Consider the following 13,520-nt stretch of genomic DNA (forward strand, 5'->3'; position numbering starts at 1 on the left):
TGGACGTGGGTTCTGCGTTGATCCGCGTCAAGGCAGGCCGAGCGCCCGCACCGCCACCACCGCGCCGAGGCCCATGGCGAGCGCGGCGATGTCGCGCTTCATCAGGACCATGGCGCCCGCCGCCACCGCGATTCCGATCCAGGCGCTCAGTCCCCCGCGCGCGGCCAGCGGCACGATGGTGGCGACCACGATGGTGCCCGGCAGGGCATCGAGGCAGGCGCGCACGAAAGGCGTCAGCGGCACGCGCCCCATGATCCAGTAGCCGGCCATGCGCACCAGCCAGGTTGCCGCCGCCATGGCCAGGATGGCGACCAGCGGCAGCATCGCTTCAGGTGCGCTCACGCAGCACCCCCGCCGTGAGCGATCCGGCCAGCGCGCCGGTGACGATGAACCAGTAGCCGTCGAAGGCCTGCGCCGTGGCCAGCGCCACCGCCGCCGCCACCGGCCAGGCCAGCCTGTCGCGCCGCAGCCGGAAGATGCCGACCGCCATGGCGGTGAACACGATGGGCATGACCATGTCGATGGCGAAGCGGCGCGGATCGGTCATCATGTGGCCGACGAGGTGGCCGGGCACGGTCGCCAGCGTCCAGATCACCCACATGAACAGGCCGGCGCCGACGAACACGCCGGCATCGTTGCCGCCGCCGGCATGATGGCGCGAGCCGACCAGGAAATTGGCGTCCGTGAGCATGGCCAGCCCCAGCCAGGACGGGCCCTGCGGGGCCCGCGACAGCCAGGGCTGGAGGGCCGCCCCCATCAGCACGAATCGCAGGTTCACCGCCATGGTCACCACCACCATCGCGGCGATGGCGGCCGGCGTGAAATGCTGCGGCCAGAGCTGCAGGGCGAGCAGTTGCGAGGCGCCCGCATAGACGGTCGCGCTCATCAGCACGGCCTGGCCCAGAGTCAGCCCCTTCTCCGCCGAGGCCGCGCCGACCGCCGCCGCGAAGACCAGCACGCCGGGCAGCATGGGCACGGTCATGCGCGCGCCCTCGACCATGCCGGCGAGGGTGACGGGGGTGCGGGGTGGAGCCGTGACAGGCGGCATCAGGCAGCCAGCGACTTGCGGTAGCAGAATTCCCAGCTGGCACTGGCATCGGCCAGATAGCGGGTCACCGGTTCGCGCACGAAGCCGAGCTTCTCGTAGAAGCGGTGGCCGCGCTCGAAGCGCGTATCGCTCCACAGCACGATGGCGCGCGCGCCCTGCCCGCGCACCAGCGCCTCGCCCTCGCCGTAGAGCCGCTGGGCAAGGCCGGAGCCGCGGGCGGCGCCGTCGACATAGACCTTGAACAATTCGGCAAGGCCGGGCACCGGCGTCATGGCCGCCGCCAGCGACCCGATCAGCGCGCCGTCCCGCTCGGCGACGAACAACTGCCCGCCGCGTCCGGCATAGTGGCTGGCCGGCGCCGCAAGCTCCGGAAACTCCTCGTCGATGAACAGACAGCCCGGATAGTCGGCAAAGGACCGGGCGATCAGCGCGGCAATGGCCGGCCCGTCTGTATCGCGGGCGGGGCGGATGGTGATGTCAGGCACGGCACGGATAGCGGTCATGCGGAGGTCTCTGAGGCCTTGCGGACGAGGTCCAGGGCGTCCTGCGGCAGCAGCGGCGCGGATGGCCAGCGCGCGGGCTCGCCGATCGCCCGGTCGAGCAGGCGGCGATAGTCGGTTCGCGACACCTCCACCGCGCCGAGCGAACGCAGGTGGTCGGTGACGAACTGGGTGTCGAGCAGGCGGTAGCCGCCCTGGAGCAGGCCGGCCACCAGATGCACCAGCGCCACCTTCGAGGCGTCCCGCGCGCGGTGGAACATGCTCTCGCCGAAGAAGGCCGCGCCGAGGCTGACGCCATAGAGCCCGCCGACCAGCGCACCGTCCTCCCAGGCCTCCACCGTGTGGCAATGGCCGATGCGGAACAGCGCGCCATAGAGCCGGCGGATGCGGGCATTGATCCAGGTCGTGCCGCGGCCCTCGCCGGGCGCCGCGCAGGCATCGACCACGGCGCCGAAATCGCTGTCGAAGCGGATCTCGTAGCGGCCGGACCTGACCGTGCGGGCAAGCCGCGAGGACACGACCAGCCGGTCGAGCGGGATGATGCCGCGGCGCTGCGGCTCCACCCAGTAGAGGCCGGGATCGTCGGCGCTCTCGGACATGGGAAAGATGCCGCAGGCATAGGCGCGCAGCAGCACCTCCGGCGTGATGGCATCGGCAGGGTCGTCGAGGTGACGGCTCATCGCGCAAGACTAGCGCCGGGGCAGGCGTCCGGCCAGCCGCAGGCCGCAGACCTTCACCCCGGATTTCGCGCAGGGCTCGCGCTGCTGACACTGTGACGTGCAGAGTCCGGTGGACACGTCTTCGATGCCACATCGGGGTCCATGGCGCTTTCACTCTGGCGCAGGCATCTTGCGCCGCTCGGACCAGACCGGCACCGAAGGCCCCTTTCGGCCCTTCGCCGATCTGTCCAGCTTCGCCTGATCCTGGCGGTGCCCGGAGACCACGCGATGCACCCGGATGTGACGGACCAGAGCAGGACACGCGCCTATGGGTACACCCATGGGCGTGCTGCAGCGGACCTCCCCCAGGCCCTGGCGTTGACGGCGCTTGCATTGGCCCTGACCGTGCCGATCGGCGACTGGCCGCCGGAAGGAATGGTCTTTCCCGCACTCATCTTCGGCGGCTGGGGCATCGGCCTCTTGGCCTTCAGCCTCTATCGCCTCGCAATGCCCGACAGGCCCACGCTGGTTCTGTCGCGCGAGGGCCTGCTCCATCGGCTGGCGACCGACCGGCTCATCCCCTGGAGCGAGATCCGGGCCTTTCGGAAGCAGGACGTTGTGGTGATGGCCAGACCGAGGGTGTGGGGCGCTCACACCGGCGCGGTCGCCTTGACCATCTCTGGGGAATTCTACGACCGGCTGATGCAGGGCCGGCGCCTGAGGCAGTATCTCTTCGGGATGGGGCATTTCGGCGCGAAGGGCGAACGTGTCGATCTGTATATCTTTCCGCAGCAGGCCCGCGCCGAGGGCGCGGAACTGCTGGTGGCGGTCGAGACGCGATGGCGGGCGTTCAACACCCCCGATACCACCCTTCGCCGTGGCGCGGTCCCGCCGGTCGGTGCGGCGACCGGGCTGGAGGCGGCGAGCGCGCCCTCAGGAGACCCGAGGCCACCGCTCTTCACGCCAGCGACCCTCTTCGGAACCATCGTTGCAGGTGCCGTCGTGGTGGTTCTCGCCACGCGCCATCTCGGCCTGTGGCACATCTGATAGCCGAGCGCTGCCAGGCCAGGCGCTGCCAGGCCAGGCGGATGAGGTCCGGCAATTGGACCCGAGATGCGACCGCGGCCATGCGCCGTCCCGGGCGGCACACCAATCGTTATTGACAATAACGATTATGGAAGGTCACCATTCGGGCCTTCGAGGGTTCACCCATGGCCATGCCCAGCCTCGTTCCCGTCTTCTCGGTCGCCGCCGAGGTTGCCCCGGCCATCGAGGTCGGCCCGACGCCGGCCGGCGAGCGGCGCCTGATCCCGATTCTCGGCGGCACCGTCACCGGCCCGCGGCTGACCGGCACCATCCTGCCCGGCGGCGTCGACTACCAGTCGATCCGCGACGAGGGCCTTGCCGACATCCACGCCCGCTATGTCATCGAGACCGATGCCGGCGCACGCGTCTATGTCGAGAACACCGGCATCCGGCGCGGGGCGCCGGAGCTCATCGCCCGCCTGAAGCGCGGCGAGCCGGTCGACCCGGCCCTGATCTATTTCCGCACCGTGCCGCGCTTCGAGACCGGCGCGCCGGAGCTGGCCTGGCTGATGCGCTCGATCTTCGTCTGCGCCGGAACGCGGCTGCCGGACCGGGTGCTTCTCGACATCTACGAACTGGGGTGAGCCGACGGGAGCGGGCAAAGCGGCAGCCCGGGTGACACCCATGCCGCCGGGAGGACTGACCACAATGACAATCTCGCGACGCCTACCCCTGGCGGCACTGGCCGCCAGCTTCGCCATGGGCCTGTGCGGCGCGCCCGCGCTGGCGCAGGGCCTGCCCAGCCGGCCGATCACCCTGATGGTCGGCTTTGCCGGCGGCACGGCGCCCGACACGCTGGCCCGCATCCTGGCCGATGCCATGCAGCGCACGGCCAATGTCTCGATCGTCGTGGAGAACGTGCCGGGCGCCGGCGGGCAGGTCGCCTCCGGCCGGGCCGCCCGGGCGCCCGCTGACGGGACCACGCTGCTGCTCGGCGAGGTCGGGTCGGTGGCGATCGCGCCCTTCGCCTTCGTCTCGCTGCCCTATGATCCCGCCCGCGACTTTACCTATGTCTCCGAGGTCGCGCGCACCAATTTCGCCTTCGTCGTCCCGGCCAGCGGCCCTGCCACCATGGCCGCCTTCATCGCACAGGCGAAGCAGGCCGAGCGCACCCTGCTGGGCACGTTCGGCGTCACCAGCCCCGGCCATATCGCCGCCGAGCTGTTCGGCCAGAATGCCGGCTTCCGCATGCAGCCCGTCCACTATCGCGCCGTTGCCGACGGCATCGGCGACATTGCCGGCGCGCGCACGGCGGGCGCCTTCCTGTCGATCCCGCTGGCCGCCGCGCAGGCGCGGGGCGGCGGCATCCGGGCGCTGGTTCAGACCGGTGCGCGCCGTGCCACGATGCTGCCCGACGTGCCGACGGCGACCGAGGCCGGCGTGCCGGATCTCGCCATGGCCTCGTGGTTCGTGCTGATGGTGCCCGCGGCGACGCCTGCTCCGCTGGTCGCCGAGCTCAACCGCGCAGCGGTCGCGGCCATGCGCGATCCGGACGCGCTGCAGCGCCTCCGCGGCGCCGGCTTCGAGGAGGTCGGGTCGAGCCTCGAAGAGGTTCGCGCCATGGTCGCCCGCGAGCGCGACCGCTGGAAGCCGGTCATCGAGCGCGCCGGCATCCGCATCAGCAACTGACGGGAGGGGTCCCGGCCGGGGCGGCGGGCTTGTCCCCCGCCCCGGTCAGTTGACCAGCCTGAGCCGGCTGATCGAGCCGGCAATATGGTTGAACGCCTGGTTCAGCGCCTCCAGCGAATCCGCCACGATGGCCATGTCGGCCCGCGAGGCGCACTGGGCCAGCAGGTCGCGCGTGGTCTGGTCCTGGACGAACCAGGCGACCGTGTAGATGGTCATGCCGGCGGCCTTGGCATTGGTGCAGGCGAGAAGCGTGCGCTCGTTCATCTTGGCGATCAGCTGGGCCTTGGTGGAGGAGGTCGTTCCAAGCCGGCCGGCCACTGAATAGCCATAGGCGGAATAGAACGAGTTGTTCATGTTGTTCAGGCCGATATGGTCGTTCGAGCCATCGGTCATCAGCACGATGACCTTGCGGTTCTCCAGGTCCTCGTAGGGCCGGCCCTCGGTGAAGGGCGCGCCAGGCGACAGCACCCGCCATCCCCACATCACGCCCTCGTGGATATTGGTGCCGCCATAGGCGGTCATGGCGGTGATGTTCGAGGTCAGCGTGCCCCTGTTAGACGTCAGCGGCACGATGGGGCGGGAATCGCACATCTGGTTCGGGCCGCGCCGCGTGCCGTTGGCCAGAGACTGGTCGGGATTGGCGCCGGTATATTTGCAGATGCGGCGCTGGCGCTCGCTCAGCGGTGCGTTCTTGCCGAGCGAAAGGCACAGGCCGCCCGTGTCGGACAGATAGTCGTTGTAGAAACTGTTGTTGTCGTCCGGTTCGTCGGGCGCGAAGCCGGGCACGAACAGCGTAGCGGGATTGGCGACCGTCGGCGTGCTGTCGGTCACGTCATGCGGCTGGGGGCGGGCCTCCACGCAGCCGCCCCAGGAGACGTTCCTCATCAGGGAATAGAGGGTGAACCGGTTGCCGGCCGGCGAGAAGTTTTCCGAATGGATGGGGGAGAGCCCGAGCGTGTCCATCCACGCCTGGTTGGCATTGCCGGCACCGATATTGACCATGCCCGAGAACGGCACCAGCGCAACGCGCGTGTCGCCCTGGATATAGGCCATGTCGAGGACCTTGGTGGTCAGGTTCTGCGCCGAGGTGCGCACCGCCTCGATCCGCTGGCCGGCCATGGAGCCGGAATTGTCGAGCACCAGCGCCACCTCGACATAGGGTCGGCCGAGCTGCGAGTGCGAGGTGGCGCCGACCGGGATCTGGGAGATGCCGATCACCGGCAGGATATAGGTCTTCTGCGGCTGCGAGGCGGTGGCCAGCACGCGTCGCTGGTTCTGGTCATAGGTGACGTTGAGCGTCAGGCCGGTGGTGGAATTCAGATGGGCCGCCAGCGTCTTGGCAATCGCCGCCTTGATCTGCTCGGGCGAGGAATTGGCGGTCAGGTCGCGGGTTGCGGCAAGCGTCGCCGAGTCCAGCGCGCCCTGCAGCTTCGCCTTCTGGCGGGAGGCCTGCGAATAGTCGACGGCCGCGCCCACCATGCCGAGCACCGGAATGATCGCCAGCGCGAACATCACCGCCGTTGCCCCGTCGCGGGAGCGCGCGAACCCGCCCGCAGCCCCGCGCAGACGCGCCAGGGGTCCGGGGACCTGCCGAAATCGGGTCAGGCCGGAATCTGGGCGATTTTGCTGCAGCCGCATTGTTGACGCTCCGTTGTTGAGCGAATTTCATGCAGGCCAGCCGTGAACGAACCGCTAAAATGGTACTGAAATAGGGGTCGGAGCCTTAAACGGGGCTGGTCCAGGCCGAACAAGCCGTCGTCATGGTTGCCGGATCGTTCAGGCAGGGACTGCGGTCATCGTCCGACAAAACCGTCGATCATGCCTGCGAGATCGGCCCACAGGTCGTCCGCATCCTCCAGCCCGATGCTGATGCGCAGGAGCGCGCCCTCATGGGTCCACGGAGCGGCCGTCCGGTCGCCGGCCACCGCCATGGGCGCGACGAGGCTGCGCGTCCCGCCCCAGGAGGCGCCGATGGCAAAAACCTTCAGGCGGTCCAGCGCCGTGCCGGTGTGCTCCGCCGTTCCGGGCTTCATGAGCACCGAGAACAGGCCGGAGACGCCGGCAAAGTCGCGCGTCCAGTGGCTATGGCCGGGACAGGAGGGCAGGGCCGGGTGCAGCACACGCTCGACCGCCGGATGGTCCTGCAGGCGGCGCGCGAAATCCGCCGCAACCCGTCCGGCATGGGCGAGCCGCACGGCCATGGTCTCCAGCCCGCGCAGCGCCAGCGCCGCCTCGTCCGGCGAGACGCCGATGCCGAGCGCCCCGAGCAGGGCCTTGATGCGGTCGCGCAGGGCGATGTCGGCCACCGTGACGGCGCCCATCAGCAGGTCGGAATGGCCGCCGGCATATTTGGTCAGCGCCTCGGCGACGATATCGACGCCATGGGCGAGCGGCTTGAAGTTGAGCGCCGTGGCCCAGGTGTTGTCGCAGCCGGTCAGCACGCCGCGCGCCTTCGCCGCCGCGACGATGGCCGGCACGTCCTGCACCTCCATGGTCCCAGAGCCTGGCGATTCCATCCAGATCAGCCGGACTGTGTCGTCGATCAGCCCGGCCATGGCGGCGCCCACCAGCGGATCATAGGCGCGCCAGCCGATGCCGAGCGGGCCGAGCACGTCGCGGCAGAAGGCGCGCACCGGCGGATAGACCGAATCGGGGATCAGCACGCTGTCGCCGGGCTTCAGCAGCGCCAGCATCGGCAGGCTCGCCGCCGCCTGTCCGGAGGGCACCAGAAGCGTGCGCGCACCGCCGTGCAGCGCGGTCAATTGGGCCTCCAGCCTGCGGGTCGTCGGCGTGCCGGACAGGCCGTAGCTGTAGCCGTCCGGCCCGCGCCCGTGGCGGGCGAGGAAGCTTGCCGCATCCGGATAGACGATGGTCGAGGCGCGGTGGGTCGGCACCGCCAGGCTGGCATAGCCCTCCTCGGAGATGGCGGGATGGTGGACGCAGCGGGTGGCATCGCGCATGGGTTTGCCTCAGGTGAAGATCGCTCTTGCGCATCTGGCTCATCGCGCGGGCGAAAGGCCACTGACGCCGCCGCATGGCTTCATGCGCTGGCCTTATGGCTTGCCGGAACGGGTGGCAGGCCCGGTATGCCCCACCCACACCCTCCCCGCTGCGCGGAGAGGGGGACTTTGACGACCCGTCCTCCCGGCAACCCCGGTGCCTGGCCCAACCGTTGCCGGTGAAACGCGACGCGGTAGTCCCCCTCTCCGCGCGCAGCGCGGGGAGGGTGCGGGTGGGGCCATTCCGGACCACCGCGCAGGACCGTGATTGCAGGACTGCAAACCGCGTCCCGTCCGCGCGGCGTTGCCAGCCCGCCACGGCCCGTCTAGGTCTCGGCGGCCAGCCACGCGCCGCCAGCGGAGCCCTCATGAGCCAGCCCATCGAACTCGGCCTCGACACATTCGGCGACGTGACGGCCGATGCCGCCGGCACGCCGCAGCCGCATGCCCAAGTCATCCGCGAGGTGGTCGAGCAGGGTGTACTGGCCGACGAACTGGGTCTCGACTTCATCGGCCTCGGCGAGCACCATCGCGCGGATTTCGCCATCTCCTCGCCGGACGTGGCGCTTGCCGCCATTGCCGCGCGGACGACGCGCATCCGCCTCGGCTCGGCGGTCACCGTGCTCTCCTCCGACGACCCGATCCGCGTGTTCCAGCGCTTTGCGACCCTCGACGCGGTCTCGAAAGGCCGCGCCGAGGTCATTCTCGGCCGTGGCTCCTTCACCGAGTCCTTCCCGCTGTTCGGCTTCGACCTGAAGCAGTACGAACTGCTGTTCGCCGAGAAGCTGGACCTGTTCGCCGCGCTCATCGCCGGCGGCCCGGTCACCTGGGAAGGCTCGATCCGGCCGCCACTCGCCAGCCAGTCCGTGTTCCCGCCGGTCGAATCCGGCCGGCTGAAGACCTGGATCGGCGTCGGCGGCACGCCGGAATCGGTGGTGCGCGCGGCCAGCTACGGCCTGCCGCTGATGCTCGCCATCATCGGCGGCGAGCCGGGCCGCTTCCGCGCCTTTTCCAGCCTCTACCGGCGGGCTTTGGCCGAGTTCGGGAAGCCGGAACAGCCGGTCGGCGTGCATTCGCCGGGCTATGTCGGCGAGACGGATGCTCAGGCGCGCGAGGACTTCTTCGCCGACTACAAGCGCATGCGCGACCGGATCGGCGCCGAGCGCGGCTGGCCGCCCATGCAGCGCGCCGAGTTCGACCGCGAGATCGACCAGGGCTCGCTCTATGTCGGCTCGCCGGAGACGGTGGCGCGCAAGATCGCCGCCACGGTGACGGCGCTGGGGGCGAGCCGCTTCCAGCTGAAATACAGCGCCGGCCCGCTGCCCCACGCGAAGCTGCTGAGTTGCATCCGGCTTTACGGGGAGAAGGTCGCTCCCATGGTCAGGGACATGGTGGCGCAGGGCGGCTGAGGCGGGAGTGGCGGAAGGACCATTGCTGCGAAAACGCCGGGGCTCCGAAAGGTCCCCACCCGCACCCTCCCCGCTGCGCGGAGAGGGGGACTTCCGCCGCGAGCGGCCCTGACAGCGGTTGAGCCAGGCACCACCCATCAGAACGACCTGTGACGCCGTAGTCCCCCTCTCCGCGCAGCGGGGAGGGTGAGGGTGGGGACTTTCCATCAGGCGCATCCCGCCCCTTGTCAGCAGCATGGCGGCAGGCTGGCCGCGCATCTTTCCACCGGCCCGCACGCGGCCCATATTGCGGCCATGCCGAAAGCCACCAAGCCGCCCGCCGGGAAACCCGCGTCAGCCAGGCCCGCCCGCGCGCCGAAATCGAAAGCCTCCCGGCCGGAGCTGCAGCCGCTCGGCCCGGCGCTGGCCGACCTGCTCAACCCCGCCATCAACCGCGGCACCGCCGGCGTCGGCTCGGGCACGGGCCCCACCGGCGGCTTCGCGGAAGCGCCGCAGGCCGCCTTCGCGGCTGAGGCGACCCTGGCCGACAAGGCCCTCGCCCACCGCCTCGGCATCGGCGTCGACCAGGCGAAGGCCCTCGACATCGAGAGCGAGATCGGCGCCTCCGGCGTCACCGCCACGGTCAAGGCGCTGGAGAAGCTGATCCAGGAGGGCCGGCCGGAGGTCGACGGCCGCACCTGGGTGCCGCACAAGCCGGCGCGCCCGGAGAAGTGGGAGGGCGGCAAGCGCTTCGAGATCGTCTCCGACTTCAAGCCCGCCGGCGACCAGCCCACCGCCATCGCCGAGCTCGTCTCCGGCATCCGCGCCGGCGAGCGCGACCAGGTGCTGCTCGGCGTCACCGGTTCGGGCAAGACCTTCACCGCCGCCCAGATCATCGCCGAGACCCAGCGCCCGGCCATCGTGCTGGCGCCGAACAAGACGCTGGCCGCCCAGCTCTACGGCGAGTTCAAGAGCTTCTTCCCCAACAACGCGGTCGAATATTTCGTCTCCTACTACGATTATTACCAGCCGGAGGCCTATGTCCCGCGCTCGGACACCTATATCGAGAAGGAAAGCTCCATCAACGAGCAGATCGACCGCATGCGCCACTCGGCGACGCGCGCCCTGCTCGAGCGCGACGACGTCATCATCGTCGCCTCCGTCTCCTGCATCTACGGCATCGGCTCGGTCGAGACCTACACGGCCATGACCTTCGGCGTGAAGGTCGGCGAGCGCCTCGACCAGCGCCAGCTCATCGCCGACCTCATCGCGCTCCAGTACAAGCGCACGCAGATGGACTTCTCCCGCGGCACCTTCCGTGTCAGAGGCGACACCATCGAGCTCTTCCCGGCCCACCTGGAGGACCGCGCCTGGCGCATCAACCTCTTCGGCGACGAGGTGGAGAGCATCGCCGAGTTCGACCCGCTCACCGGCAGCAAGAACGCCGACCTCGCCTTCGTCAAGGTCTACGCGAACTCGCACTACGTCACGCCGCGGCCGACCCTGGTCCAGGCCATTTCCGGCATCAGGGAGGAGCTGAACTGGCGCCTCGACGAGCTGAACCGCGCCGGCCGCCTGCTGGAGGCGCAGCGCCTCGAGCAGCGCACCCGCTTCGACCTCGAGATGATGGAGGCCACCGGCTCCTGCGCCGGCATCGAGAACTATTCGCGCTGGCTCACCGGCCGCCGCCCCGGCGAGCCGCCGCCGACCCTGTTCGAATATGTCCCCGACGACGCCCTGGTCTTCGTCGACGAGAGCCACGTCACCGTGCCGCAGATCGGCGCCATGTATCGCGGCGACTTCCGCCGGAAAGCCACCCTCGCGGAATACGGATTCCGCCTGCCCTCCTGCATGGACAACCGGCCGCTGCGTTTCGAGGAATGGGAGGCCATGCGCCCGCAGACCGTCCACGTCTCGGCCACCCCCGGCCCCTGGGAGCTGAACCAGACCGGCGGCACCTTCTCCGAACAGGTCATCCGCCCCACCGGCCTCATCGACCCGCCCTGCATCATCCGCCCGGCGCGCACCCAGGTCGACGACCTCATCGGCGAGGTCAAGGCCACCTCCGCCGCCGGCTACCGCTCCCTCGTCACCGTGCTCACCAAGCGCATGGCCGAGGACCTCACCGAATATCTGCACGAGCAGGGCGTGCGCGTCCGCTACATGCACTCCGACATCGACACCATCGAGCGCATCGAGATCCTGCGCGACCTGCGCCTCGGCGCCTTCGACTGCCTCGTCGGCATCAACCTCTTGCGCGAGGGCCTCGACATTCCCGAATGCGCCCTCGTCGCCATCCTCGACGCCGACAAGGAGGGCTTCCTGCGCTCGGAAACCTCGCTCATCCAGACCATCGGCCGCGCCGCCCGCAACGTCGACGGCCGCGTGCTGCTCTACGCCGACAACATGACCGGCTCCATGGAGCGCGCCATCGCCGAGACCAACCGCCGCCGCGAGAAGCAGCAGGCCTACAACGAGGCGAACGGCATCACGCCGCAGACCATCAAGCGGCAGATCGCCCAGATCCTCGACAGCGTTTACGAGAAGGACCACGTCACCGTCGACGCCGGCCTGACCCGGCAGGGCGCGGCGGTCGGCCACAATCTCCAGGCGGTCATCGGCGACCTCGAAAAGCGCATGCGCGAGGCCGCGGCGGACCTGCGCTTCGAGGAGGCTGCGCGCCTGCGCGACGAGCTCAAGCGCCTGCGCGAGACCGAACTCGCCATCTCCGACGATCCCCTGGCGCGGCAGGAGGCGGTGGACGACCGCACCGGCGGCTTCCGGGGGCCGCGGAAATATGGGCGCTCCGCCAACCTGCCGCCGTCCCGCGCGGCCAAGCCGGGATTGGATAGTATGGGACCGGGCACGGACCGGGAAGTGCCGGCGGGCGGGGAGGTTCGGAAGAAGGGCGGGGGGAAGCCGGGGAAGGGGTGGAGGGGGTAGAATCTATTTCTGCTCGCCAGTATTAGTATCATCGCTTCTCTTGGGGCGCTGTGCGCCAGAGTTCTTCCTTGTAGATGATATACTGTAAAATATTCCCATGTCCAGAACTTCCCTCAGCATATAATACATTTCTTTCTTTTCAACGTTCCAGAATTCATCAAGGTTGCCACTAAGTGTTATTTCCAAAGCTTTTCGAAAATTGCGTATTGAGTTCATGTATTCTTGTCGACCTCCAGACCTCGCGCTTCGATAGGCGTCGACCCCGAGTTCATATAACCATGGAATTTCATCTCGGAAGAGGCTGGATACCATCAGGATTGCAACGGGATCGCCTGATTCTCCTTGAATCGATCGGGCTGCATCCAGCACAAGCCGAGGAGTCAGCCGGTGCATTTTGCGACGTCGTGTATTGTACTCGGGTTCTGAGACGTCTCTCAGTCGAAGTTCAACACTGCGAATACCCGATACAAGTTCTTCAAGTATTTCACCTTGTGGCCTGACCATCTTGGCAGGCGAATTGACCTTGGGAATTGCGTTTATTGCAGCGTCAATTTCTGGCCGTGCAAGCCAAAAGAGCTTCTCTAGTTGCGCATCAGGCACTGGAGAGGGCGATGATTTATTGATACTATTTATTATTTCATTTATGCCATTAGAATCAGCCTTCTTTGCTTGGAATTGCGCAAGGGGCCCGGATATGTCCTTGAAGTCAATGTCGAGCAAAAGCGGAATTACGCGACCTTCTTGCATAGATTTCGCGAGTGCCCCCGCCTCAAAAAGGATCCATGGTGCATTCATATTTTCCTTTGTTATGCATATTATTCCAAAATTGCTTCCTTCGAGCTCCTTCGCGACTTCAACGCTCCAGCGTTCGCCGGCCTGGATGTCTGACTGAGAGACCCACGGTTCGACATAATAAAGTACAAGCTTGAGCCAATCTCGCAGGCTCTTTGCGAGACTTTCGCTACGCTCGCCACTCCAGCTAATGAACACCTTCATATGCTGCCCTTCGAGATGCAATTTCCGGTTGCTGAGCAGCAAAGTCAATAAGTCTTGTCAGCTGGAAATCGACATCAAGAGGGCGAGCCGCGATTCTCACCAATGCAAGGCATGTCTTTCTCCGCCTCATGGCCGGGCTTGTCCCGGCCATCCAGAACTTGAGCACAGCCGTCTCAAGGAAGTCGTGGATGCCCGGCACGAGTCCGGGCATGACGAACCTCGGCGGTCGCGCTCCTTCTCCCCCCGTGGGAGAAGGTGGCGCCGTCAGGCGC

12 protein-coding genes are annotated in these 13,520 nt (G+C 68.0%); 5 read left to right on the forward strand and 7 right to left on the reverse strand.

The window, feature by feature from the left end; translation table 11 throughout:
- Positions 1-27: 27 nt before the first annotated feature.
- From ACTIFS_RS03105 to aat, 4 genes are read right to left on the reverse strand one after another with little or no spacing between them, the layout of a single operon-like run.
- Positions 28-342: an AzlD family protein gene (locus ACTIFS_RS03105; protein WP_439572581.1), complete on the reverse strand. Its 315-nt coding sequence runs from the start codon at positions 340-342 to the stop codon at positions 28-30.
- Complete coding sequence (locus ACTIFS_RS03110) at positions 329-1,048, reverse strand: AzlC family ABC transporter permease (protein ID WP_439572582.1); 720 nt, start codon at positions 1,046-1,048, stop codon at positions 329-331. Before ACTIFS_RS03110 ends, ACTIFS_RS03105 begins: the two co-directional genes overlap by 14 nt.
- A complete protein-coding gene (locus ACTIFS_RS03115; protein WP_439572583.1) occupies positions 1,048-1,551 on the reverse strand; it encodes a GNAT family N-acetyltransferase in 504 nt (167 codons plus the stop codon). The genes ACTIFS_RS03110 and ACTIFS_RS03115 overlap by 1 nt, the downstream gene beginning before the upstream one ends.
- Positions 1,548-2,228 (reverse strand): leucyl/phenylalanyl-tRNA--protein transferase, encoded by a 681-nt coding sequence (gene aat, locus ACTIFS_RS03120; RefSeq protein ID WP_439572584.1) that lies wholly within the window; start codon positions 2,226-2,228, stop codon positions 1,548-1,550. Before aat ends, ACTIFS_RS03115 begins: the two co-directional genes overlap by 4 nt.
- Before the next feature lie 267 nt (positions 2,229-2,495).
- Between aat and ACTIFS_RS03125 the strand changes: the two genes are divergently transcribed.
- The 3 genes from ACTIFS_RS03125 (at position 2,496) to ACTIFS_RS03135 (ending at position 4,922) form a co-directional block, all read left to right on the forward strand.
- Complete coding sequence (locus tag ACTIFS_RS03125) at positions 2,496-3,254, forward strand: hypothetical protein (protein WP_439572585.1); 759 nt, start codon at positions 2,496-2,498, stop codon at positions 3,252-3,254.
- A gap of 164 nt (positions 3,255-3,418) precedes the next feature.
- A complete protein-coding gene (locus tag ACTIFS_RS03130; RefSeq protein ID WP_439572586.1) occupies positions 3,419-3,877 on the forward strand; it encodes a DUF3237 domain-containing protein in 459 nt (152 codons plus the stop codon).
- Between the two features lie 64 nt (positions 3,878-3,941).
- On the forward strand, positions 3,942-4,922 hold the full coding sequence (locus ACTIFS_RS03135) for a Bug family tripartite tricarboxylate transporter substrate binding protein (protein WP_439572587.1): 981 nt from the start codon (positions 3,942-3,944) through the stop codon (positions 4,920-4,922).
- A 45-nt stretch (positions 4,923-4,967) separates the two neighbouring features.
- Here the strand turns inward: ACTIFS_RS03135 and ACTIFS_RS03140 are convergent, their stop codons facing one another.
- Complete coding sequence (locus tag ACTIFS_RS03140) at positions 4,968-6,437, reverse strand: pilus assembly protein TadG-related protein (protein WP_439572588.1); 1,470 nt, start codon at positions 6,435-6,437, stop codon at positions 4,968-4,970.
- A gap of 278 nt (positions 6,438-6,715) precedes the next feature.
- Positions 6,716-7,882 carry a cystathionine beta-lyase gene (metC, locus tag ACTIFS_RS03145; protein WP_439572589.1) on the reverse strand — a complete coding sequence of 389 codons (1,167 nt, stop codon included), beginning with the start codon at positions 7,880-7,882 and terminating at the stop codon, positions 6,716-6,718.
- A gap of 407 nt (positions 7,883-8,289) precedes the next feature.
- Here metC and ACTIFS_RS03150 point away from each other — a divergent pair, with 407 nt between their 5' ends.
- The gene (locus tag ACTIFS_RS03150; RefSeq protein ID WP_439572590.1) at positions 8,290-9,330 is read left to right on the forward strand and encodes an LLM class flavin-dependent oxidoreductase; all 1,041 of its coding nucleotides are present in this window, start codon (positions 8,290-8,292) and stop codon (positions 9,328-9,330) included.
- 294 nt (positions 9,331-9,624) lie between these two features.
- The gene (gene uvrB, locus ACTIFS_RS03155; RefSeq protein WP_439572591.1) at positions 9,625-12,252 is read left to right on the forward strand and encodes an excinuclease ABC subunit UvrB; all 2,628 of its coding nucleotides are present in this window, start codon (positions 9,625-9,627) and stop codon (positions 12,250-12,252) included.
- Positions 12,253-12,255: 3 nt separating this feature from the next.
- Here uvrB and ACTIFS_RS03160 read toward each other — a convergent pair whose 3' ends face one another.
- The gene (locus tag ACTIFS_RS03160) at positions 12,256-13,248 is read right to left on the reverse strand and encodes a toll/interleukin-1 receptor domain-containing protein (protein WP_439572592.1); all 993 of its coding nucleotides are present in this window, start codon (positions 13,246-13,248) and stop codon (positions 12,256-12,258) included.
- Positions 13,249-13,520: the final 272 nt, after the last annotated feature.

The sequence above is a fragment of the Phreatobacter sp. genome, from assembly GCF_051860605.1.
Classification (GTDB): Bacteria; Pseudomonadota; Alphaproteobacteria; order Rhizobiales; family Phreatobacteraceae; genus Phreatobacter.